General features: G+C 57.4%; 18 protein-coding genes. 11 read left to right on the top strand and 7 right to left on the bottom strand.

What is annotated here, in order from left to right; all coding sequences use genetic code 11:
• Positions 1–23: 23 nt before the first annotated feature.
• Positions 24–1,643, bottom strand: a complete 1,620-nt coding sequence (locus tag IB226_RS17640; protein WP_192236596.1) for an inorganic phosphate transporter — start codon at positions 1,641–1,643, stop codon at positions 24–26.
• A 162-nt stretch (positions 1,644–1,805) separates the two neighbouring features.
• On the opposite strand from IB226_RS17640, the gene IB226_RS17635 reads away from it, so the two are divergent.
• Positions 1,806–2,831, top strand: coding sequence for a transporter (locus IB226_RS17635; RefSeq protein ID WP_192236595.1), 1,026 nt, complete (start codon positions 1,806–1,808; stop codon positions 2,829–2,831).
• Between the two features lie 83 nt (positions 2,832–2,914).
• Here IB226_RS17635 and IB226_RS17630 read toward each other — a convergent pair whose 3' ends face one another.
• Positions 2,915–3,967 carry a L,D-transpeptidase family protein gene (locus IB226_RS17630; RefSeq protein ID WP_192236594.1) on the bottom strand — a complete coding sequence of 351 codons (1,053 nt, stop codon included), beginning with the start codon at positions 3,965–3,967 and terminating at the stop codon, positions 2,915–2,917.
• A gap of 196 nt (positions 3,968–4,163) precedes the next feature.
• Positions 4,164–5,978, bottom strand: coding sequence for a glycoside hydrolase family 15 protein (locus IB226_RS17625; protein ID WP_101763162.1), 1,815 nt, complete (start codon positions 5,976–5,978; stop codon positions 4,164–4,166).
• Between the two features lie 117 nt (positions 5,979–6,095).
• On the opposite strand from IB226_RS17625, the gene IB226_RS17620 reads away from it, so the two are divergent.
• Entirely contained in the window at positions 6,096–6,872 is a 777-nt protein-coding gene (locus tag IB226_RS17620; RefSeq protein ID WP_110865774.1) for an SDR family oxidoreductase, read from the top strand.
• Here the strand turns inward: IB226_RS17620 and IB226_RS17615 are convergent, their stop codons facing one another.
• Complete coding sequence (locus IB226_RS17615) at positions 6,873–7,448, bottom strand: DedA family protein (protein ID WP_192236593.1); 576 nt, start codon at positions 7,446–7,448, stop codon at positions 6,873–6,875.
• A 166-nt stretch (positions 7,449–7,614) separates the two neighbouring features.
• On the opposite strand from IB226_RS17615, the gene IB226_RS17610 reads away from it, so the two are divergent.
• The 3 genes from IB226_RS17610 (at position 7,615) to IB226_RS17600 (ending at position 12,118) form a co-directional block, all read left to right on the top strand.
• Positions 7,615–8,202: a Yip1 family protein gene (locus tag IB226_RS17610; protein ID WP_101763159.1), complete on the top strand. Its 588-nt coding sequence runs from the start codon at positions 7,615–7,617 to the stop codon at positions 8,200–8,202.
• Between the two features lie 325 nt (positions 8,203–8,527).
• A complete protein-coding gene (gene pbpG, locus IB226_RS17605; protein ID WP_137385419.1) occupies positions 8,528–9,457 on the top strand; it encodes a D-alanyl-D-alanine endopeptidase in 930 nt (309 codons plus the stop codon).
• Between the two features lie 219 nt (positions 9,458–9,676).
• A complete protein-coding gene (locus IB226_RS17600; RefSeq protein ID WP_101763157.1) occupies positions 9,677–12,118 on the top strand; it encodes a DUF3772 domain-containing protein in 2,442 nt (813 codons plus the stop codon).
• A gap of 134 nt (positions 12,119–12,252) precedes the next feature.
• Here IB226_RS17600 and dld read toward each other — a convergent pair whose 3' ends face one another.
• Positions 12,253–13,962, bottom strand: coding sequence for a D-lactate dehydrogenase (gene dld, locus IB226_RS17595; protein ID WP_192236592.1), 1,710 nt, complete (start codon positions 13,960–13,962; stop codon positions 12,253–12,255).
• Positions 13,963–14,116: 154 nt separating this feature from the next.
• Here dld and bglX point away from each other — a divergent pair, with 154 nt between their 5' ends.
• Both bglX and IB226_RS17585 read left to right on the top strand, forming a co-directional pair.
• Positions 14,117–16,414: a beta-glucosidase BglX gene (bglX, locus tag IB226_RS17590; RefSeq protein ID WP_192236591.1), complete on the top strand. Its 2,298-nt coding sequence runs from the start codon at positions 14,117–14,119 to the stop codon at positions 16,412–16,414.
• A 115-nt stretch (positions 16,415–16,529) separates the two neighbouring features.
• Positions 16,530–17,393: an oxygenase MpaB family protein gene (locus IB226_RS17585; protein WP_192236590.1), complete on the top strand. Its 864-nt coding sequence runs from the start codon at positions 16,530–16,532 to the stop codon at positions 17,391–17,393.
• A gap of 3 nt (positions 17,394–17,396) precedes the next feature.
• Here IB226_RS17585 and IB226_RS17580 read toward each other — a convergent pair whose 3' ends face one another.
• Positions 17,397–17,690: a hypothetical protein gene (locus tag IB226_RS17580; RefSeq protein ID WP_110865780.1), complete on the bottom strand. Its 294-nt coding sequence runs from the start codon at positions 17,688–17,690 to the stop codon at positions 17,397–17,399.
• A gap of 225 nt (positions 17,691–17,915) precedes the next feature.
• On the opposite strand from IB226_RS17580, the gene IB226_RS17575 reads away from it, so the two are divergent.
• The 3 genes from IB226_RS17575 (at position 17,916) to idi (ending at position 21,821) form a co-directional block, all read left to right on the top strand.
• On the top strand, positions 17,916–19,028 hold the full coding sequence (locus IB226_RS17575; RefSeq protein ID WP_008102641.1) for a suppressor of fused domain protein: 1,113 nt from the start codon (positions 17,916–17,918) through the stop codon (positions 19,026–19,028).
• Between the two features lie 152 nt (positions 19,029–19,180).
• Positions 19,181–21,076 (top strand): methyl-accepting chemotaxis protein, encoded by a 1,896-nt coding sequence (locus IB226_RS17570; protein ID WP_192236589.1) that lies wholly within the window; start codon positions 19,181–19,183, stop codon positions 21,074–21,076.
• Positions 21,077–21,287: 211 nt separating this feature from the next.
• Positions 21,288–21,821 carry an isopentenyl-diphosphate Delta-isomerase gene (idi, locus tag IB226_RS17565; protein ID WP_192236588.1) on the top strand — a complete coding sequence of 178 codons (534 nt, stop codon included), beginning with the start codon at positions 21,288–21,290 and terminating at the stop codon, positions 21,819–21,821.
• 39 nt (positions 21,822–21,860) lie between these two features.
• On the opposite strand, the gene IB226_RS17560 is transcribed toward idi, so the two are convergent.
• Positions 21,861–23,327, bottom strand: a complete 1,467-nt coding sequence (locus tag IB226_RS17560; protein ID WP_192236587.1) for an MFS transporter — start codon at positions 23,325–23,327, stop codon at positions 21,861–21,863.
• A gap of 215 nt (positions 23,328–23,542) precedes the next feature.
• On the opposite strand from IB226_RS17560, the gene IB226_RS17555 reads away from it, so the two are divergent.
• Positions 23,543–24,451 (top strand): ABC transporter substrate-binding protein, encoded by a 909-nt coding sequence (locus IB226_RS17555; protein ID WP_192236586.1) that lies wholly within the window; start codon positions 23,543–23,545, stop codon positions 24,449–24,451.
• Positions 24,452–24,454: the final 3 nt, after the last annotated feature.

Raw genomic sequence — 24,454 nt, 5'->3', positions numbered from 1 at the left:
TGCGCCGCCGTTGTTTACCGCAGTTAAAAGTGGATAAACAGGGCGTAAAGCAGTCCCGAAAGTAACACGGACACCGGCAGCGTCAGCACCCACGCCATCGCCAGATTGCGGATGGTGGCGAGTTGCAGACCTGAACGGTTGGCGGCCATCGTACCGGCGACGCCGGAAGAGAGCACATGCGTGGTAGAAACCGGCAGGCCAAACGCGTCGGCCGCGCCGATGGTCGCCATCGCTACCAGCTCAGCGCTGGCACCTTGCGCGTAGGTCAGATGGGTTTTGCCTATGCGTTCGCCCACCGTCACCACAATGCGACGCCAGCCAACCAGGGTGCCGAGGCCCAGCGCTATCGCCACCACCACTTTCACCCACATCGGGATAAAGCGCGTGGCGGCATCCAGCTCTTTCTTCACCGCCGCCAGGTTGCGCGCGGTCTCTTCCGGCAGCGCTACTTTGGCGCTTTGCAGATGCTTAATGGTTTCGGAGGCCAGATACATGTCGTTTCGCGTGTTGGTCACCGCCTGCGCCGGGATATTCTCCACTGCGCCGTAGCGACGAATCTGGTCGCCGATATCGCCCAGCATCATGCCGAGCGCCGGCAACACCTGTGGACGAGTCTGGCTGGTGCGCACGAATTCGGTCAGCACCTCGCGCGGCGCGGGCATGGCGGCGGGCGCCGGTTGCAGCGTCAGCAGTTGCTGTTCCGTCACCTGAGTTAAGGCGGCGACGCGCGGAATCTGCTCCGGCGGCAGCGAGCGGTTCAACGCGTAGGCAATCGGCATGGTGCCGACCAGAATCAGCATGATTAGGCCCATGCCTTTCTGCCCGTCATTCGAGCCGTGCGCGAAAGAGACGCCGGTGCAGGTGAGGATCAGCAAGCCGCGAATCCACACCGGCGGCGGCTGGTTGCCCTTCGGCGCTTCATACAGCTGGCGATTGCGGATAAAGGCTTTCATCGCCAGCAGCAGCAGTGCGGCGCAGACGAAGCCGACAATCGGCGACAGCAGCAGCGCATACCCGACTTTAATTGCCTGATCCCAATCCACGCCGCTGGTGCCGCTGGTGCCGCTGCGGCCATGCAGCAAGGCGTTCGCCACGCCAACGCCGATAATCGAACCGATCAGCGTATGCGAAGAGGAGGCCGGTAAACCAAAATACCAGGTGCCGAGGTTCCAGATAATCGCCGAGAACAGCAGCGCATAGACCATGGCAAAGCCGTGGCCGCTGCCCGCTTGCAGAATTAACTCCACCGGCAGCAGCGAGATGATGCCGAACGCCACCACGCCGCTGGAGAGCAGCACGCCCAAAAAGTTACAGAAACCGGACCACATCACCGCCACGCCCGGCGACAGTGAATGGGTGTAGATCACCGTGGCGACGGCGTTGGCGGTATCGTGGAAACCGTTCACAAATTCAAAACCGAGCGCAATGATCAGCGCCACGCCGAGCAGCAGGAACGGTATGTAGCTGGTGACCGGCGCACCGGTCTCTTCAACGTCATTAAACAGGTTGATGCCGGCATACAGCAGGCCAGCGATCAGCAACAGTACAAAGATCAGACGTGAGGCAGGGCCGTTGCCGCGGTTAAGGTTCGGGCGTCCGCTGTGGGACGAGGAGGTCGATGCAGGTAAACTGTTTTCAGCCATAAAACACCTCAGTGTTAAATCACGATGCTCGAACGGCACCCGTTAATGGCAGTGTGATACGTGGTTTGTATGACAGAATGATGATGGCGCACGCCCGGTGTCATCTTGCTGCAACATCCCTGTCGCACGCTGTGGATCTGACCGCTCGGGAATGACCTGCTAATGCTCCAGCCCGTACTACCGCTCGCCTCGCTGCCGGACTTCAATAACGACGTCGCCGGACTGATTCATGGTTATCTTTTTACGTCCGCGTCGCTGCCACAGCGGCTCAATGCACGCGAAGCGGCCCAGCTATCGCAGCAGCAGCTGCCGGAGTCGACCTTTATCTGGCTGCACATCAACCTTAATCACGCGCGTGCTGAACGCTGGGTTCAGGACCACTTTGGCGTAGACCACGATTTTTTCGACGAGATACATTCTGCTTCGCCGCGCACCCGTTTAGCCCAGCAAAACGATGCGCTGCTGGCGGTACTCAATGACGTCACCTTCAGTAAAGAGGAGCGCAGCACGCAGAACGCCACGTTGTGGATGTGGTGCTGCCCGCGTGTGGTGGTCACCGCGCGTTTTCGCCCGGTTGGCATGATCGAACGCATGCATCAGCAGATGAATGAACTGAAGTTCGCCGAGCCGGATGCGATGCTGCTGTGGCTGCTTGGCGAGCAGGAAGCGCAGCTGGAGCAAGTGGTGCGGCGTTCCAGTCAGGCGGTGGATGCGATTGAAGAGCGCTTGCTGAGTGCGGCGATCAAAACCAATCGCAGTGAGCTGGGACAACTGCGTCGTATGCTGCTGCGCGTGCAGCGTTTGCTGGCACCGGAACCAGCGGCGCTGTTCCGCTTGCTGAATCGTCCGCCCAAATGGCTAAAGCGTGAACCCCTGGGCGAGCTGCGAATTTTCACCGAAGAGTTCAGCGTGGCGCTGAATGATTTGGCGAGTTTGATGGAGCGGATTCGTTTGCTGCAGGAAGAGATTGCCGCACGATTGATGGAGCAGAGCAACCGCACGCTGTTTTTGCTGACGGTGATTACCGTGCTGGCGTTACCGATCAATATCGTGGCGGGATTTTTTGGCATGAACGTGGGCGGAATTCCGCTGGCGAATAATCCGCACGGCTTTTTGCTGCTGGTGTTGGTAGTGCTGGCGTTTACCCTGGTGGCGGGTTGGCTGGCGTTTCGACGACCGCGTGATTGATTAACGTTGCGCGATGAATCGCGCCGCTACGGTAGGTGCATGTATCTGTAGCGGCGCAATTTGTTGCGCGTCTTAACGCGCGATTACAGGCTGGTGGCCGGCTGCGCTGCTGGCGCTGCGCCGTTGATACCTTGCGGTGTCATTGGCTCTTCTTTCGGCAATGCATCAGAAGACTCCTGAACTGGCACCGGTGCTGGCTGCACTTCGCCAACTGGACCGTTGATTTTGATCGGCATACCGTTACGCGCCTGGATAGCGTTGTTGACCGCATCCTGGTTGGTGCTGGCATCGGCAATCACTTTGGTCACAGCGGAAGTCAGGTTGATCGGCACCACTTCGCGTGAATTGAACTGCTCTTCGGTGGTCGATAGCGGATTGTGTACTTCCACGTAGCGCGAACCATCTGGCTCAACGGTGGCTTTCACCGGCTGATCGATGAACTGTACGCGGGTGCCAACTGGCACGTTGTCGAACAGCCATTTGATGTCGTCAGCACGCAAACGCACACAGCCGTGGCTTACGCGCAGGCCGATACCGAAGTTGGCGTTAGTGCCGTGAATCGCATACAGGCGGCCGATATAGAGCGCGTGCAGGCCCATCGGGTTATCCGGACCCGCCGGGAACACCGCAGGAATGCTCTCGCCGCGTGCAGCATATTCTGCGTGCATCGCTTTGGTTGGCGTCCAGGTTGGGCCATCTTTCTTACGCTCAACCTTGGTCGTCCAGTTGACCGGCGTATCTTTACCCAGCTCGCCGATACCGATTGGCAGCACGACCACGGTCTTGGTGCCTTTCGGGTAGTAGTAAAGACGCATCTCAGCGCTGTTGATCACGATGCCTTCACGCGGCGCGTCAGGCAGAATCAGCTGCTGTGGGATGATCATTTTAGTGCCAGCTTTTGGCAGATAAACGTCAACGCCCGGATTGGCTTCCAGCATATTGCTGAGGCCCATCTGATACTGTGCAGCAAAGGCTTCCAGCGGAAGTTTGCTGTCATCAGGGACAGTGATTTCAATGTTTTCGCCGATCAGACGGCTGTTAGCCGGCGGCAGCGGATAGACTACTGCAAATGCCGACTGGCTGAACGCCGCCAGTGCGAGGGCGAGTGAAGCGAACGCGCGAATGCTCATTTTCATGTTTTTCAAGTCGTTATGGCCATGTTTCAGGCTTGTCAGTGTGTCGAATCCATCGTGGTCAGTATGACCCGCTGCGCATTATATGTGCATTGGCGCATTGATGGAAATCAGGATTTTTACTGGCTGCATATACTTTACGCAATTCCTTGTCTTTACCCGACAATTCCCTTCGATCCGCAGCCCAAAATGTGAATTTTCACGGCTGCCACAGCGTCACTTCATTACTCAGTTTGCGATTGAGGAAAAAAGCGGCACTGATTAACGCCAGATGCGTCAACGCCTGCGGCATGTTACCCAACGCTTCGCCGTGTGAAGTGAACTCTTCGGCGTACAAACCAAGCGGATTGGCGTAACTCAGCAGCTTTTCAAACTCAAAATGCGCCTCATGTACGCGACCGGCTCGCGCCAGACACTCCACATACCAGAATGAGCAGGCACCGAAAGATCCTTCTCCGCCGGTTAAAGCATCGGCAGGCGTCTCGTGAATGTTATAGCGTCGGACTAAACCGTCGCTCACCAGATGCGTTTTAATCGCGTCCAGCGTCGAAATCCAGTCGGGATCGGTGGAGCTGACAAAGCGCACCAGCGGCATCAGCAGCATCGAAGCATCCAGGAAATTACCGCCGCGCGTCGCGGTGAAATGGCCCAGCTCCGGGTTCCAGAAGTTCTGCCAGATATCGTCGCGGATCTCGCTGCGCACCTTATCCCAGCGGTCGTACGGCATCGGCAGCGAACGTTTCAGGCCAAGGCGCAGTGCGCGATCGAGCGCGACCCAACACATCAGGCGTGAATGCAGGAAATGTTCCGGCTCGCCGCGCATCTCCCAGATCCCGGCATCGGGCTGATTCCAGTTCACGCAGACGTAATCGATCATATCGGACACATACTTCCAGCCGCGATGCGAAATTGCCTCGCCATATTTATTGGCGAGGTAGATGGCATCCATCAACTCGCCGTAAATATCGAGCTGCGTCTGGCGCCAGGCATCATTGCCGATGCGCACCGGACGTGAATTGGCGTAGCCGGAAAGATTGAGCAGCTCGGTTTCGTGTAGCTCGGTGCCGCTGTCGAGGCGATACATCACTTGCAGGTGCGGCGTGTCGTCGTGGCTGTGCTCGACGCAGCGGCCGACCCATTTGGTAAAGTCGCGCGCTTCTTCGGTGTAGCCGAGGCGCATCAGCGCGTACATGCTGAATGAGGCATCGCGGATCCACGAGGCGCGATAATCCCAGTTGCGCTCGCCGCCCAACTCTTCGGGTAAGCCGAAGGTGGCGGCGGCGGCGATGGAACCGTGCTGATGCGAAGTGAGTAACTTCAGCGCCAGCGCTGAACGCGTCACCATCTCCTGCCAGCGGCCGCGATAGGAACTGTGGCTGCTCCAGCGTCGCCAGTACTCCAGCGTGTCGTGGAAACAGTGCTCGGTGGCGATGGTGGCCACGTTAGGATCGTCATCGTTACCAAAGACAAACTCAGCGGTTTCCCCGGCTTTCAGAGTGAATTCCGCCACCGCGCTGTGATTCTCGCGCGTCATCACCACCGAAGCGCTGAGGCGCAACGCCGGTTGTCCCGACGCAAGAAAGGCGATACCGCCGGGCCGCAGTTCGGTGGTGGTTTCGGCACGCGCGTAGTCGTGGCGTGGCGCACACAGCAGATGAAAGGTGGCGGTGCCGCGTACCATCTTTACGCGGCGCACGATACGCGGCACTTTGCTCTGCTCATCGCAGATCGGCATGTAATCGGTGATCTCTGCCACGCCGGCGTCATCCAGCCAGCGGGTTTGCAGAATATTGGTATCCGGTAAGTAGAGCTGTTGCTGGCGGGCATTTTTCCAGTCCGGCGCGAGGGAGAACAGGCCGGCCTCATCGCTGTCCAGTAGCGCGGCGAAAACCGACGGGCTATCAAGCGCCGGCCAGCAGAGATAATCGATGGTGCCATCGTTAGCAATCAGTGCGCAGGTGCGTAAATCACCAATCACGCCATGGTCGTCTATTCTGCGTTTAATCTCGCTCATCGTGCCCCCTTTGCCGTAGGTAATTGTTAACTATAGACGAAACGGCAGATTCGGCGGCCCCGAGGCACAGAAGGATAACTTCTATACTGTAAAGACACCCTCAATCAGGAGAATGTTATGAGCTTAGGAAAACAGAAAGTCGCTGTGGTTACCGGATCCAGTTCAGGCATTGGCCGCAGCTGTGCGGTGATGCTGGCCGAAGCGGGTTATACGCTGGGCATCACCTGGAGTTCGGATGAAGAGGGCGCCCAGGAAACCGCGCGCATGGTGGAGAGCCGTGGACAGCAGGCGCAGGTGCGGCAGGTTGATCTCTCCGATCCACAAGCCGGCGCACAGCAACTGACGCAGCTGATCAACTCGCTGGGGCGCATTGACGTATTGGTGTGTAATGCCGGCGTGATGACCAAAGCCGACTTTCTCGATGTCACCTTTGAGGATTGGCGCAAAGTGTTCAACGTGGATGTCGATGGCGCGTTTCTTTGCGGGCAGATTGCCGCGCGTCATATGGTTGATCAGGGCGACGGCGGACGCATCATCAACATTACGTCGGTGCATGAACATACGCCGCTGCCGGATGCCACCGCCTATACCGCTGCCAAACATGCGCTCGGCGGCTTGACCAAATCGATGGCGCTGAGTCTCTTACCGCACCATATTCTGGTGAACGCGGTCGCACCGGGCGCAATTGCCACGGCGATGAACGATATGAAAGATGACCAGCAAGGACGACGTATGCCGGAAATCCCGATTGGGCGTCCCGGCGATACGCGTGAAGTGGCAAGTTTAGTGGCATGGCTCTGTTCGGAGTGGGCAACTTATACCACCGGACAATCGTTTATTGTCGACGGTGGTTTTATGTTGGCCAATCCGCAGTTTAAGGGGTACCACTCGTAATCAACCGGCGCGGCGGTGATTCCAGTGGCGAATGATGTAACGCAAGACGATGCCAAAAATCACCGCCGCCGCCAGCCACAACAGCGGCTTGAGGTGCTGATCGATCTTGTGCAGCCACGGCGCGACAATCTGTCCGGCAAAGTAGCCAAGCGAGACAAAGATCAGCGCCCACAGCGCCGCACCAATCACGTTCAGAATGAAGAAACGCAGCGGCTTGAGGCGGCTGGTGCCAATAATGATCGGCCCGACAATGCGGAAGCCGTACATAAAGCGCACGCCAATCACGAACAGGCTCGGGTGTTTTTGAATGAGCCGCTTAGCCTTGCCAATTGTTTCCTGATGTTTACTGAAACGGCGCAAAATGCGCGTGCCATAACGGCGTCCCAGCCAGAACAGCAGCTGATCGCCAATAATGCCGCCGACCATCGCCGCCAGCACCACGCCGCTGAAGCGCAATAAGCCTTCATGCGCCGCCACACCGCCCAACAACGTGAACGTTTCCCCTTCGGCAATACAACCAATCAGCAGCGCCAGATAACCGTATTGGGTGATTAATCCATTGATATCGAGATGCAAATTATCCTCCCTGCAAAGTGTGAAATCGCTATTAGTGTATACCAGCGGCTTAATTTGTGTGGCGCCCCGCAAAAACGGCGCCGACGATTATACTTGAGCTAACGCTGCCTCCGTTGATCAGGCCGTTGGCTGTAAGGGCAGCCCATCGCAGCAAAGGAGTAAATGTATGAATCATGTCTGGGGTTTACTGGCGCATCCAGGTCAGGAAATGCGCGATATTAAACAGGAAAATGAGAGCGTTTCGCACCATTACACCCATCATGTTCTGCTAATGGCGGCGATCCCGGTGATCTGCGCCTTTATCGGTACCACGCAGCTGGGCTGGAATCTGGGCGAAGGGCAGTTCGTACAACTCAATCTACTGACCGGTATCGGTCTCGGCATTCTGTTCTATCTGATTATCCTCGGCGGCGTGGCGGTAATGGGCCGCGTGATCCACTGGATGGCGCGTAACTATCCGCAGCGTCCCAGCTTGCAGCGCTGTACGGTGTTTGCCGGGTATGTGGCCACGCCGCTGTTCCTCAGCGGGCTGGTGGCGCTCTATCCGCTGGTGTGGCTGTGCGTGCTGGTGGGCGCGATGGCGCTGGTTTACACCGGTTATCTGCTTTACGTCGGCATCCCGGTGTTCCTGAGCATCGACCGTGATGAGAGCTTGCGCTTCTCCGGATCGACATTGGCGATTGGTGTGCTGGTGTTTGAAGTGCTGCTGGCGCTGACGGTGGTTCTGTGGGGTTACGGGCCACGGTTGTTCTGAGGAAAGCCAGGTCGGCATCAATGGCGTAATGCCGATCAGATAAGCGCCGTATCAAATCACCGCACCTTCCGTAGCGGCGCGATTTATCGCGCAATGAATTGCGCCGCTACAAGCTGTGCTTTCGGTAATCAGGGATTTTCATATCTTAATTGACGAGCATCACGTCATCCATGGCGACCTTTTTAACGCCCGGAAACAATCTCAATAAGAAATTTCTTAGGTAAGTGCGTATGATACTGCTGCCAGCCCGCATCCCGCCTGGATTGTTGCGGGCGGCCTGTGTCTCAACACAGCGCAAAACTCCTGACCGGATTTTTTTGACACGATGTCTGCAAAAATGCGTATTTCCTTGCTGTCGCTGGCGCTGTTTGTCGCCGCGCCAGCCGCTATAACGCCCGCGCTCGCTGCGCCGGCGGCACTCGCAAACCTGGCGCCGATTGCCCAACCGCAAATCGCCTCCGGCAGTGCCATGATTGTCGATCTGGAAAACAACAAAGTGCTGTTTTCCAGCCATCCTAACCGCGTACGTCCGATCGCCTCACTCACTAAAGTGATGACGGCGATGGTGGTGTTGGATGCCAAACTGCCGATGGATGAAATGCTGTCGGTGGATATCAGCCATACCGCTGAGATGCGCGGCGTGTTCTCCCGCGTCAAACTGAACAGCGAAATCAGCCGCCGCAACATGCTGCTACTGGCGCTGATGTCCTCGGAAAACCGCGCTGCCGCCAGCCTGGCGCATCACTATCCGGGCGGTTACGATGCGTTTATTCGCGCCATGAACGCCAAAGCACGCTCACTTGGCATGACGCACACGCGCTATGTCGAGCCGACGGGCCTGTCGATTCAGAACGTTTCCAGCGCGGAAGATCTGGTCAAGCTGTTGAAAGCCACGCGACAGTACCCGCTGATTGGCGAACTGAGCACCACCAAAGAAGACACCGCCGTATTCAAACATCCGAGCTACGCGCTGCCGTTCCGTAACACCAATCATCTGGTGTACAAAAACGACTGGCGCATCCAGCTGACCAAAACCGGTTATACCGATGAAGCCGGGCACTGTCTGGTGATGCGCACGGTGATCAACAACCGTCCGGTGGCGCTGGTGGTGCTGGATGCCTTTGGTAAATATACCCATTTCGCCGATGCCAACCGCCTGCGCGACTGGCTGGAAACCGGCAAAGCCGCACCGGTTCCGGCCGCTGCGCTGGCGTACAAAAAGCAGAAATCCGGCTTGACCGCGAATAATGAATAACCCTATTTGAAGCACGCATATACCGTAGCGGCGCAATAGATTACGCCGCTACAGATTGAGCGTTGTGTTGTTACGCTCATCTGCAAAAACGCTTATCGTTAGCGCCAAAGTTTTACACCTTCATTCCTATAGTTTCAGTGTCGGCAACGTCTTAAACTAGCCGCCATTCACGATCGCACTTGCGTTTATCGGCTGTTATTACGCTGGAATCTCATTCATATGTTCAAGTTTCGTCATCTGTTTACCCCGTTTTTACTGCTGCTTGTGCTGTTAGCTCCCACGCTGAGCGTGGCCGCAGATACGCCGCCCAACGATCAGGCAGAGGACGCCGCACCCAAGGTGAATGCCTCGGTCGAGCTGCCTAAGATGCAGAAAATTCTCGACAAAATTAAAGGCCAGGTCTCGGGCGATACCAATGAAAGCCAGCTCAACCAGCTTAATGAGATGGCGCTGGAGCTTTCCGGTAATGCCGAAACCCTCGGCCAGGCGTTGATCCCGCAGGGCCAGCAATTGGATGCACAATTGGCGGTTCTCGGCCCGGCACCGAAAGCCGATAGCGGCGTGAAAGAGACGCCTGAAGTGACGCGCAAACGTGCGGCGCTGGAGAGCCAGAAAGCCAAGCTGGACGATCAGATCAAACAAGCCGATGGCATCAAAAACGGTGCGCTGGTGCTGTCATCGCAGATCGTCAACCTGCGTCGTGACCAGCTGAAAAGCCAGCTGGCGCTGAACTCTGGCAGTATCCTTGGCCCGCGCTTCTGGGCGCCGCTGGTCAGCAGTCAGGATCTTGATGGCGAGAAGATCAGCGAGTTCATTACTGAATTGCAGGACACCGCCGCGCTGTCGTGGGAATCTGGCTGGCGTTTCGGCACCGTGGCCTGGCTGTTTGCCGCGATGCTGGTGATGACGCTGGGCCGTCGCTACAGCGAAGAGTTCTTTGCCTGGGTCAGCATTCATAAAATGCCGGAAGGGCGCTTACGTCGCAGCTTCCTCGCCGCCACCACCGCGCTCACCACGCTGGCCGCGGTGGTGATCACCTTTAACTTCATCGCGCTGGCCTTTACGCGCCGTGATGAAGTCTCGGGTGATGTGCAGGATTTTGTTGATCGGCTGGTGCAGCTCAGCGTCTATTGCGGCTTGATTGCCGGTTTAGGCCGCGCGTTTCTCTCCACACGTCGCCCAAGCTGGCGTTTGCCGGCCATCTCCAACGAAGTCGCGCAAGCGTTGAAGCCGTTCCCGCCGTTCACTGCGGCGCTGGTGTTTATTTTCCAGACGGTGGAAGCCTTCAACTACAGCGTGGGCACCAGCCTGAATACCACCATTTTTGCTAACGGCTTGACCGCGCTGCTGATTGGCAGTACCGGACTGGCGATCGGCATGCGCATCAACCGCGTACGCCGCCGCATGGTGCAGGAAGGTCAGCAGCCTGAAGCGCGTTCAACGTTGGTGGGATTGGTGCAGCTGGCGCTGATGCTGACGGCGCTCGGCATTCTGATTTCACTGATCATCGGTTACGTCACGCTGGCGCGCTTCCTTAGCTATGAAGTGATTTGGTGCGGCATTTTGTTTGGTTCGTTCTACTTCCTCAGCCATCTGGTGAATGACGGCTGCGAAAGCCTGTTCTCCACCAGCAATGCCACCGGCAAGCGCCTGCAAACCACGCTGAATATTGATGAGCGTTACCTGCAACAGGCGGCGACGCTGCTCAGCGCGCTGGGTAAAACCGTGCTGATTGCCATTCTGGCGCTGGCACTGCTGAACGGCACCTTTGCCTCATCAACGCCGATTGAGCTGATCCAGAAGGTGATTGAGTTCTGGGGCGGCAAAGGGCTGGAGTCGCTGAACATTGTGCCGGCACACATGGTGAACGCGATTCTCTGTCTGGTGGTGGGCATTTACGTGCTGCGTTCGGTGCGTCGCTGGCTGGATAAAGATTTCCTGCCCAAAACCACCATGGACGTCGGCATGCGCGTGTCGCTGGTGACGCTGTTCAGCAATATCGGTTACGTGCTGATTATCCTGCTGACGCTGTCGATTATGGGCCTGCAGTGGAACAAACTGGCGTGGATTGTGAGCGCCTTGTCGGTCGGTATCGGTTTCGGCTTACAGGAGATTGTGAAGAACTTTATTTCCGGCCTGATTCTGTTAACCGAGCGTCCGGTGAAAGTGGGCGATCTGGTGAGCATCAGCGGTATTGAAGGGGATATTCGTCGTATTAACGTGCGCGCCACCGAAATTCAGCTCGGCGACAAATCGACGGTGATTGTGCCGAATTCGCAATTTATTTCGCAGAACGTGCGTAACGCCACCATGGGTAACGCGCAGGGCGTGGTCACCATCTTGCTGACGTTCCCGCTGGATATCGATCCGGTGCGGGTGCGTGAAATTCTGCTGGAAGTGTATCAGGAGAACGAACGTATTCTGGAGACGCCGGAGCCGTCCGTGTCGTTCAAAGATTTGACGCCGGCGGGTATCGTGTTGAGCGTCACCGGCAACGTTGCCGGCCAACGCCAGATTTCCGGTGCCAAGAGCGATCTGCTGTTCGATATTCTGACGCGTCTGCGTAAAGAGGGCATTATGCTGTCGACGCCGCAGACCATGATCATCGAGCGCCGCGCCGTGGCCGCAGCACAAGATCAGCAAAGCGATCCGTTGCCATAATGACGTGATTGCACCTACTGTAGCGGCGCGATTTATCGCGCAATTTGACCGCGATGAAAAGGTCAAAACAACGCAATTAATTGCGCCGCTACGGATCGGAAAAGATGGGGCCTAACACACGGCCACATCGTTGTTTATTTTATGACCGCCCAACCCTTCTGCTTACTGGTTTTCCCAATTCCTGGATTAAAACTGTTGGTGGGATCGAGCTGCTGATAAAACGCCTGCAGCTGCGGTTTCGCCTGATACAGATGGCCCACGTTATGCTCGGCCGGATACTCGGCGCCGCGCGCGGCTAAAATCGCCAGCATCTTCTCTTTTAACGCATGCGCATCCACGCCTTTTTTCACGATGTAATCCTGATGGAAGACGTGGCAGAAGAAGTGGCCGTAGTAGAGACGGTGGATCAGATCGTTATCGAACTCGGGCGGCAGTCGTTCAAACCACGCTTCATCATTACGACGCAGCGCGATATCCAGCGCCAGAATATCTTCCACTTCATCGGCATGCACCGCGTGATAGCGCACCGCAGCACCGGCGGCGGCAAAGCGATGCAGGAACGCGTGCGCGCCCTCTTTGGCGTCACAGGCGAAGAACGCGCCGCCGCCTTCGCGGAAATATTCGGTCAGATAGGCCTGCGCTTCGGCAACGCCGTCGCCGGACATCTTCAGCATCAGGTGATGCTCATATTTGTCGCGATACTGCTTCAGGCGTTTAGGCAGATGCGCCGGTAACCAGCTGCTGATGCGCTGCAATAAATGATCGGTGAGATGCGGTTTCACCCAGCTCAGCTTGCCCAGCCAGGCATCCACGCGGCCTTTCAGGGTGAAAAACAGCGGCATTTTGTCGGTGCCGAGTTTATCAATCATCACGAAGGTATCTTTGCCGTACACCTCGGCGATGTCGAAAATGTCGCGGTGCATATATTCGCCCGCCACCGGCAGATGGGTAAATTCCGCCAGTATATGGCGGCGAATATCGCCCAGTTCCGCCGGATTATTGGTGCCGATGTAGAACACCTGCTGCTGCGGTTCGGTGGGGAAAGTATTCAGACGCACGGCAAACACCGCCAGCTTACCGGCGCAGCCGGAGGCTTCAAACAGGCGACGCTCATCGGCGTTAAAGCGCGCTGGCGTCTCTGCATGGATATCGCGCACGCGGTCGGCATATTCATGATCCGAGGCGTGACGTTCATCCCAGCGCACATCGCTCTGCTGCCAGCGATCGTCATCCAGCCGACCCAACATCTCTTCCGGCGAATGGCCGAGATCGATGCCGAGATGGTTCACCAGCTTGAGTTTGCCGCTGGCATCAATCTGCGCAAACAGCGCCATTTCGCTGTAGGCCGGACCGCGTTTGATCAGCGATCCGCCCGAGTTATTGCAAATCCCGCCCATTACCGAGGCGCCAATGCAGGAGGAACCAATCACCGAATGCGGCTCGCGGCCAAGCGGTTTTAGCGCTTTTTCCAGCTGATACAGCGTGCTGCCGGGGAAGGCGAGGATCTGTTTGCCGTTGTCGATCAGCTGCAACTTATCCAGACGCAAGGTGCTGATGATCACCACTGGACGATCGTAATCGTTGCCGTTTGGCGTGGAACCTTCGGTCAGGCCGGTGTTGGCGGCCTGCATCAAAATGATCGCATCGGCGCTCACCAGCGCCTGCAACGCACGCCACAGCTCAAGCAGCGAACCGGGGAAAATCACCGCCAGAGCTTCGCCTTCGCCCGAGCGAAAACCTTTACGGTAGCGCGCGGTCTGTTCCGCGTCGGTTAACAGGTTCGACGATCCGACCAGACGACGCAGTTCGGCGAGCAGAGTAGGGTGCGAAGTGTTGTTATTCATTGGCCTATCCTTGTCTTTAACATGGCGCTTTTACTGTAGCATGCGCCAGCGACAGGAGCGCGGTGTGACATGGCGGCTACCTGCTATCCTCATCTTGTGGCAAACTGCCCCGGTTATTTCGATATTGCGCAGTCACTTAAGAGAACCCGACCTGATGAAATGGATTTACTCTGTTAGCCTCGCTGTCTCCTTAGCCATGCAACCCGCTTTCGCGGACGATCTGTTTGGCCCACATCCGATGACTGAACAGGCGCGCGACGCCTTTGTGAATCAGCTGCTCAGCAAAATGACCCTTGATGAAAAAATCGGGCAGATGCGTTTGATCAGCGTAGGACCGGATACGCCAAAATCGGCGATTCGCGACATGATTCAGCACGGTCAGGTCGGGGCAATTTTTAACACCGTGACGCGTCAGGATATTCGCGCCATGCAGGATCAGGTGATGCAGCTCAGCCGCCTGAAAATTCCGCTGTTCTTCGCCTATGACGTGGTGCACGGTCAGCGCACCATTTTCCCGATTCCCCTCGGCCTGGCGGCAAGCTGGGATCTGGATGCCATCGCTGAGGTGGGACGCGTCTCTGCTTATGAAGCCGCGGATGACGGCCTCAACATGACGTGGGCGCCGATGGTTGATGTGTCCCGCGAACCCCGTTGGGGACGCGGCTCGGAAGGCTTTGGTGAAGACACCTTCCTCAGCGCGCAAATGGGCAGCAGCATGGTGAAAGCCATGCAGGGCAAAAGCGCGGCGGATCGCTACTCGATCATGACCAGCGTGAAGCACTTCGCGGCCTACGGCGCAGTGGAAGGTGGACGAGATTACAACACCGTCGACATGAGCCCGCAGCGCCTGTTCCAGGATTATCTGCCGCCGTATAAAGCCTCATTGGATGCGGGCAGCGGTGGCGTAATGGTGGCGCTTAACTCATTGAATGGCACACCGGCCACGGCAGACAGTTGGCTGCTGAAAGACATCCTGCGCGGCGACTGGAAGTTCAAAGGCATCACCATTAGCGATCACGGTGCGATTAAAGAACTGATTAAACACGGCGTAGCCAGCGATCCACAGGATGCGGTGCGCATTGCGATGAAATCAGGCATCGACATGAGCATGAGCGACGAGTACTACAGCAAATATCTGCCGGGCCTGGTGAAGAGCGGCGCGGTGAGCATGGCGGAAGTGGACGATGCCGCGCGCCATGTGCTGAACGTCAAATATGACATGGGCTTGTTTAACGATCCTTACAGTCATTTAGGGCCGAAAGAGAGTGATCCGCAGGACACCAATGCGGAAAGCCGTTTGCATCGCGCCGAAGCGCGTGACGTGGCGCGTAAAAGCATTGTGCTGCTGAAAAACTGGCGCGAAACGCTGCCGCTGAAGAAAGACGCCACCATTGCGTTGGTGGGTCCGCTAGCGGATAGCCAGCGCGACATCATGGGCAGCTGGTCGGCCGCCGGCGTGGCGAAACAGTCGATTCCGCTGCTGCAAGGCGTGCGCAATGCGATGGCGGGCAAAGGCACGGTGCTGTACGCCAAAGGCGCTAACATCACCGACAACAAAGGCATTCAGGACTTCCTCAATCTGTATGAGCAGGCGGTCAGCGTGGACAAGCGTTCACCGCAGGAGCTGATTGACGAAGCGGTAGCGCAGGCGAAAAAAGCTGATGTGGTGGTGGCTGCCGTGGGTGAAGCGCAGGGCATGGCGCATGAAGCCTCCAGCCGCAGCGATTTGGTGATCCCGGAAAGTCAGCAGAAGCTGCTGGCCGCACTGAAGGCCACCGGCAAACCGCTGGTGATCGTGCTGATGAACGGCCGTCCGCTGACGGTGGTGAAGGAAGATCAGCAAGCCGATGCGATGCTGGAAACCTGGTTTAGCGGTACTGAAGGCGGCAACGCGATCGCCGATGTGCTGTTCGGCGATTACAACCCGTCGGGCAAGCTGCCGGTCTCCTTCCCGCGTTCGGTGGGCCAGATTCCGATTTATTACAACCACTTGCCAACCGGTCGTCCCTACAACTTCGCCAAGCCGAACAAGTACACCTCGCACTACTACGATGCGGTGAACGGTCCGCTTTATCCGTTTGGTTACGGCCTGAGCTACACCACCTTCACGGTGTCGCCGGTGAAGATGTCGTCACGCACTATGCCGCGTAACGGCTCGGTGGAAGCGTCAGTGACCGTGACCAATAGCGGTAAACGCGATGGTGCAACCGTGGTGCAGCTCTATCTCAACGATCCGGTCGCCAGCATTAGCCGTCCGGTGCAGGAGCTGCGCGGCTTCCAGCGCATCATGCTGAAAGCCGGTGAATCGCAGACCGTGAAGTTTAAGATCGACGTTGATGCGCTGAAATTCTGGAACCAGAAGATGCAGCAGGTTGCCGAGCCAGGCAAATTCAACGTGATGATTGGACTGGATTCAGTGCGCACTCAGGATGCGCAGTTTGATTATCTGTAAGTAAGATTGTTGCGCTCTTTCGCTCGGTCAGCATGAATGCTGACCCTACATGTTATGCTTCGGTGATTTGTAGGGTCGGCATTCATGTCGACCAGGCCAATGAGCGCACAAACCCATGAACATCCGCGAACGCATCCAACAGCAAGTATTCCGCCTCAACGGCCTGTCACTCAACGAATTCGACATTTCGCAACCGCCTGGCGATCCCGGCTTATTTGGCCCGGACCACGTAATCTGGCGCGTCCATGGCGACTTCCCCTCGATGCTGTGCGGCGGTATCAGCGCCTTAATGCTGCAGATGCTGCATCCGGCGGCGCTGGCGGGCGTGTGGGATCACTCCAATTTCCGGCAGGACATGATGGGCCGCCTGCGTCGCACCAGCCAGTTTATCGCCGTCACCACCTTCGGTAACACCGCCGATGCCAACATCCTTATCGACCGCGTCAAACGGATTCACCTGCGCGTCACCGGCGTCGATAACGCGGGCAAGCCGTATGCCGCCAGCGATCCGCATCTGCTTACCTGGGTACACGTTGCGGAAACCAGCCGTTTTCTGGCGGCGCATCTGCGCTACAAAAATCCGCAGCTCAGCCTGGCCGATCAGGATCGTTACTATCAAGAAGCGGCATTAGTTGCCGAGGCGCTTGGCGCACAGCGGGTGCCGAAAAGCGTGCAGGCGGTTGAGGCGCATCTACAGATGATGCGGCCCGAGTTGCTCTGTGATGCGCGCACGCTGGAGGTGATGCAATTGCTGATTAACGCGCCTGCACCTAGCTGGCAGGCGAAACCGGCAATGCGCGTGATGCTGAAAGCGGGAATGGGATTGTTGCCTGACTGGGCACAACAGCAGATTCAGCAGCCGGTTGGGCCGCTGACGCAGTGGCGCGTGGATCGGGAAATGGCGGTGATTGCCGGGCTGCTGCGCTGGTCGATTCAGCGCGGCGCTTATACCCGCGCCATGCAGCGCATGGGCCGCTAAGCGTTACAAATGTAGCTCATCCTCTTTCTGCGTGTAGGTGCGCGGTGTGCGCGCTTCACGTTTTAGTGCCTGCTGACGTTGCTGATAATGGTGCAGCATCATGCCAAGTCCGAGGCCAATCAGCGCCAGCGGCAGCAGGCTGTAATAGATATCAAGCGGTAATAACACCAGCAACGCCACGCCGCCTAGCAATAGCGTCAGCGACGTCATCACCCATGTATAACGGATAAACAGCCACACCAACATCGCGAAAATAACCACGTCACGCAGGTTCAGATCGAGGTTTTGCAGCACCATGATGGCAGCTCCAAAGAGGTGAATGCGCAAACCATATCACGCGAAATGGTAAAAGAATCGCAAATTAATCTGAAGCTTGTCAGCGTGTTAAGCGGCAATTGATAAGCCGCACTCATCTTTCCCGTCTGGCACTTTGAGAGTTTTACCCTTGTGTCACATGGCACGAGTGCCGATCCTACTCTATTCTCGGGGAAAATGGATTCCTCCAGGTAATATCGAGGCGTTATGACCCACCAACCTCTGATTGCTGAGGTGCCGAATCAGCAACACACACTAACCGCGATCGTCGAGCAGGATGCGCGTACGGCCTATTTTTATATCTGGCCGAATGACCTGTTTCGCAGCCAATACGCGGTGCGCGGCTGCTGGCTGCGTAACCTGCTGCCTGCGCCCGCGCAGGAAGATCGTGAAGCGATGGAGCAGGGCATCGCGCCGCTGCTGAGTGCCGAGTATTGCCGCACGCTGGAAGCCGAGCCGATGCTCGATCCCGCCGGCTTACAGGTGCTGTGGGAGCCCAGCGACGACGGCGCCGCGCTGTGGTATTACGGCCAGCTGCTGGCGGTGATCCCTGGCTGGAGCCTGTATCAGGATAAGCAGGTGAGTTTTTCTGCTGCCTGCATCAAAGAGAATCGCCTGACCGCACCGCTGGGATCGGCCTCCACCAACGATTACTACGCGCGCGCTGAACAGCAGCGTCACTTCTGGCGTGACTGGCACGACGGACACTTGTGGGATGTGGTGCAGCGCGAGCTGATGCAGTGTTATCAGGCGCAGTTTGGCGAATCGGTAAAATATTACTCCATCGATCAAGGCAACTGGCCGCCAATGGCGATTTCGCAGCACTTGCACAATGGCGTTTGGTATTTCCTGACGCTTGGCATGGGGATCCGTCCGATGCCGCAGGTGGATCACCTGTTTGACGAGCTGGCGCCGCAGTATCGCCGCGTCGAGCTGGCGATGGCGGTGGACGGTGAAGTGATGACCGAAGCCAATGCGGTGCAGATGGCGAGCGCGCTGGCTGAGTTTGCCCATCTGCCGTGGGCGCGCCTGACCTGGATTGGCGAAGGGCATACGCTGGCGTCGGAAGTGGCGCCGGTTGGCTTTGAAAGCTTCCTGCTGGCCAACGATCTCGCTCCCGAAGCGGCGCAATTCCGCCTGCCGAAACGCGATGGCGATCGCGTGAATCTGCTGTGGTCCACGCCAATTACTGAAGCCGAACGCCAGTTTGCGCAGGCTGACGATCGCGGTGGGCAGCAGCTGCTGCAACGTTTGCTGGCGGACGGCAATAATCATGTGTTCCGGCCGCGCCAGGAAGTGGTTGAAACTCCCGCTCCGTAAATCAGGTCGGCATCAATGCCGACCCTACGATTTTAAATTATCACCCAAATCAACTATTTCACTGCTTTGTGATCGCGCTCACCTCAAGTTCCCCATTAACACGCCGTTAACCTCGATCAGGCAACTCGCCAACCAGGGTAAGGGCACACATAATGTTCAAAACAACACAATCCCGTTTCACCGCGACGCTGGTCGCCTTTTTTGCCGGTCTGATGCTGGTTACCGTGCTGGTAATTAATCAGTTTATCGCTCCGCAACTCTCCGAAAATGAAAGTCGTCTGGTACGTTACGAAGTGGACGGCCTGGCCGGACGCATCGTCGAGCAGATGAACCGCGTACAGGCACAGCAGCGCGCCATTACCGAAGCCGCAGGCGTGATGGACAGCGCAGCAATTGATACCTTGCTGCCCGCCTTAGTTAACCAATATCAGGACAGCAACGTGTTCGGCGGTGGCATCTGGCCGTTACCGAACCGTCGCGATCCGGCCAAAGAGAAAGACAGTTCGTTCTTTGCGCGCAACGCCAGTAACCAGCTGCAGGTCAACACTTACTGGAACTCGGACGCCGCCGACAAATACTGGGAGCAATCCTGGTACAAAGATGGTTTGAGCGCGCCGAAGGGCCAGTGCGCATGGGCAAAAGCCTATCAGGATGCTGCCAGCCCGCAGCCACGTACCAACTGCGCGATGGCGATCTATCGCGATGGCACCGTATGGGGCGTGGCGACCATTGACGTGACGCTCGGCTTCTTCAACCAACTGGCAAAACAGATGGGTGAGGCGATTCAGGGCCGCGTACTGATCGTTGAAGCCGACGGCAAAGTGGTCGGTAACGCCGCGCTGGTGGATGGTGCGCCGAAGCTGGAAAACCTCGCCGATACCCAGCTGCCGATGGCGTCCGCGTTAAAAGGTCTGCTGGCGCAGGCGGGCAGCCAGCCCGCGCAAACCACCTTTGCAGGTGAAGATGGCGAACACACGCTGTTTGTGCAGGCGATTGCCGGTAGCCCGTGGTATCTCGCCAGCGATGTGCCGTCGAGCTTGCTGGATGCGCAAACTCACAGCATGTTGACGCGTCTGGGTCTGGTGCAGATTCCGCTGGCGGTGATCCTGCTGTTGGTGCTGCTGGGCTTTGTGCGCGCCATGATGAAACGCCTCGCGGTGCTGAACAGCAACATTGAAGCCTTATCGACCGGCGGTGCCGATTTGACGCAGCGTCTGCCCGCCAGCAACAGCCCGGAATTCAACGCCGTGGCGCAGAGCTTCAACCAGTTCATCGCCTATCTGCAAGGCCTGATGCGTCAGGTGGGCGACAGCGCGCTGGCGATTACGGCGGCTTCGCGTGAAATCGCCAGTGGCAACGCCGATCTCTCAGCGCGTACCGAATCGCAGGCCAGTTCGATTGTCGAAACGGCGGCATCGATGGAAGAGCTAACCGGCACCGTACGTCAGAACGCCGATAACGCCACGCATGCGAATCAGCTGGCGGATGGCGCGTCGCAGGTTGCGGCACGCGGTACCGAAGTGGTGCGTCAGGTGGTCACCACCATGGGCGCGATTAATCACTCTTCGCGCAAAGTGGTTGATATCATCAGCGTCATCGACAGCATCGCCTTCCAGACCAACATCCTGGCGCTGAACGCCGCGGTAGAGGCGGCGCGCGCCGGTGAACAGGGGCGCGGTTTTGCCGTGGTGGCCTCGGAAGTGCGCAACCTGGCACAGCGCTCGGCTAACTCGGCGCGTGAAATTAAGAAGCTGATTGAGGAGTCGGTGGCGAATATTGATACCGGCAGCCAACTGGTGGAGCAGGCCGGGCAAACCATGGATGAGCTGATGCAGGGCGTCAGCAGCGTGACCACGCTGATGAGCGAAATCATGTCAGCGAGCCGCGAGCAGAGCATGGGCATCGATCAGGTTAACGTGGCGATTACCCAGCTGGACGGCAGCACTCAGCAGAACGCCGCGCTCGTCGAGCAGGTTTCAGCCGCCGCGCAGTCGATGCAGCAGCAAAGCGTGCAGCTGGAGCAGGTGGTACAAAGCTTTAAGCTGTAAGTTTTGTGGAGTCGGTCGCCATGCATGGCGACCTTCTCACACACCGCACACATCTTCTCTATTAACGCCATTCCCCGCTTTTTTATGCTGAATTCTCCGCAGGCTGCTACGCTTTAATGTGCCCACGTTAACGCACGGAATGTGCGCTATTTCCTCCATCAACCCTTTGGAGGTTGTGTACAATAGCTGCGAATTTTCCGAAGGAGTTGTCATGCCCGCCATTGAAGTTATTCTCGTTGACCACCTCGATCGCCCTATCGGCAAAATGGAAAAGCTGGAAGTGCATGAAAAAGGATTGCTGCATCGCGCGGTAACGGTTTACGTGTTCAATTCGCGCCATGAAGTGCTGTTGCAACGCCGTGCCAGCAGCAAATATCACTGTGGTGGATTGTGGAGTAACACCTGCTGCAGTCATCCCTATCCGCAGGAATCCACGCGCGATGCCGCCGAGCGCCGTTTGCGTGAAGAGATGGGCATGAATGTTGCGTTAACGCCGGTGTTTGAGCTGAGCTACAACCTGCCGCTGAGTAACGGCTTGACCGAGCATGAATATGGCCACGTGTTCTTCGCCATCAGCGATGAGCAGCCGGTCCTCAACCCGGAGGAGGCGGATGCATGGTGCTATCGCTCGATTGCGCAGATTCAGCAGGAGATGCAGGAGAATCCGGCGCAGTTCACGCCGTGGTTTTTGCATACCTTCCCGCGCATTCCCAACACGCTGGGCGAGTTTCGCCTGACGGCTTAAAGACGAAGGTCGCCATTTATGGCGACCTCTGTTAATCCATCACTGAAAATCTTCCGCATCCACGTCGTAACCCGACGGCTCCCAGCGAATCGCCAATAGCGCCAGTAAGCCAATCAGCGGTGCAAGGAAAATCACCCAGAACACGCCGGTACCAAACGCCGCCACCAGCAGCGGGAAGGCGAACAGCGACACGGTGGAACTGCCGCGCATCAGCGTCTGATTGAAGCCGACGCCCACGCCGCGCAGCGAAGCCGGATAGCTTAGCGAGGCAAATGTCATGGTGTGCGAGCCGGGACCAAAGCCCTGACCAAACAGGAACAGCGCCAGCATGGCAATCGCCACCGCCGCCTGTTCGCCGCCTTCCGGACGACCAATCAACGCCAATCCCAGCAGCGCCACGCACTGACAAGCGTAACCGGCCACCGACATCTTCCACGCGCCGAGACGCGGCACCAGCCGCACCGCCAGCAAGCCGCCGACAAAAGCAAACAGCAGATTCAGCGCCAGCGACACCAGAATGGTGGTCAGCATCGATTGCGCAAAGAAGCTGGAGATAATCACCGGCAGGCCAAACGCCACCGCGTTATAGGCAAACGACGAGGCGATGGAGGTGACGGTTGCCAGAATGGTACGACGACGATAGACGCCATGCAGCAGCGCGCCGTAGTTGCGCCAGCTGGCTTTACGTACCGCTTTCTGCGGCGTCAGATCGGCGTCATCCGCCACCTGCGCGTTGATGTTGTAAGAGTTGCGCAGAATCTCCGCCGCGCCTGTGAGGTTGCCCTGATTGGCTGCCCAAATCGGCGACTCACTCATGTAACGGCTGCGAATAGCGATGATCAGCAGCGCAGGCACCGCACCAAAACCCAGAATCAAACGCCACAGCCAATCGGTGTGGCTTTCGGGCAACACCGCATACAGCAGCAGGACCAGCAGGTAGGAAATACTGATCGCCGCGTACCATGTCGGACACCACATCGCCACGCTGGCGGCCTTATTGCCTTGCCCGCGCAGCTTCGAAAACTCGGCGAGAAACGCCATCGCCACCGGTAAGTCAATCCCGACGCCGAGGCCCATCACAAAGCGCGCACCGGCCAGCACATATTCGTTTGGCGCGAACGCACAGGCTAACGCTGCCACCACGAAGAAAAACATGTCGGCCATAAACACGCGATAGCGACCTATTTTGTCGGTGAGGTAGCCGCCAATCAGCGCCCCGACAATCGCACCAAAGGTAATCGCCGATGCCACCATGCCGGTGCCTGCGGGCGTCAGCTGGAACTCGCGCGTCACGTCTTTGATGCCAAACGCCAATGCGCCGAGATCGTAGGCGTCAAGGAACACGCCGCCCAGCGCAATGGCGATGACGATGCGCGCGTTGCTGCGTGATTCGGTGCTGTTGTTCACCAGCCCGGAGACATCGGCCGCGCTGCGGATCCATTTGGTCTCACCGATGGGGGCATTCCCTGCCTGCGCGACGTGCGCCGGAGAAGCTAAGTCGGTCATGATGTTTTGTAATTTATTGTAATGAGTGGGACGGTGAGCATAAGCCGCCGTCTTAACATCGAAAATTCCAATTGGTTATATGTGCTGCGTTTTGGTTATAACCGATAGGCAATTGATAGCAAAAAAAGCACGAAGTAAGCCGCTTGACCGCGCCTATCCCCATTCGCCAGGCTACGCTTGATAGTCACACAATGAAAACAAATGAGGGAAGCGGGATGATAAAGCAGGGTTTATTGGGAATGATGGCATTGGCAATGAGCGTGGGTGCAGCGCAGGCGGCGGATCCGGTGAAAGTCGGTTCCAAAATTGATACCGAAGGCTCGCTACTCGGCAACATTATTCTGCAGGTGCTGGACAAACATGGGGTAAAAACCGTCAATAAAATCCAGCTCGGTACCACGCAAGTGGTGCGCGGCGCGATCACCGCCGGTGAGCTGGATATCTACCCGGAATACACCGGCAACGGCGCATTCTTCTTCAACGATGAGAAAGACACAGCGTGGAAGAACGCCCAGCAGGGCTACGAGAAGGTGAAAAAACTCGACGCCGAGAAAAATCATCTGGTGTGGCTGACGCCCGCGCCAGCTAACAATACCTGGACGATTGCGGTGCGCGGCGACGTGGCGCAGAAGAACAACCTCAACACGCTGGACGATCTCAGCGCTTACCTGAAAAAAGGCGGCACTTTCAAACTGGCTGCCTCGGCGGAATTTATCGAACGCAGCGATGCGTTACCGGCGTTTGAAAAAGCTTACAACTTCAAACTGGAACAGGCGCAGCTGCTGTCGCTGGCCGGTGGCGACACCGCCGTGACCATCAAAGCGGCGGCGCAGCAAACCTCTGGCGTGAACGCGGCGATGGCCTACGGCACCGACGGTCCGGTGGCGGCATTAGGCCTGCAGACGCTGAGCGATCCGAAAGGCGTGCAGCCGATTTATGCCCCTGCGCCGGTGATCCGCGAAAGCGTGCTCAAGCAATATCCCGACATCGGCAACTGGCTGCAGCCGGTCTTCAGCAAGCTGGATGAGAAAACCCTGCAGCAGCTGAATGCGCAGATCGCGGTGGATGGTCAGGATGCCAGCCAGGTCGCGAAACAGTGGCTACAGACCAATAAGTTGCTGTAAGCA

This window comes from Pantoea sp. PNT03 (assembly GCF_014852515.1).
In the GTDB taxonomy this organism is placed as follows: Bacteria; Pseudomonadota; Gammaproteobacteria; order Enterobacterales; family Enterobacteriaceae; genus Pantoea; species Pantoea leporis.
The sequence above is the reverse complement of the archived record's forward strand: the minus strand, read 5'-3'. Positions and strand labels throughout refer to the sequence as shown.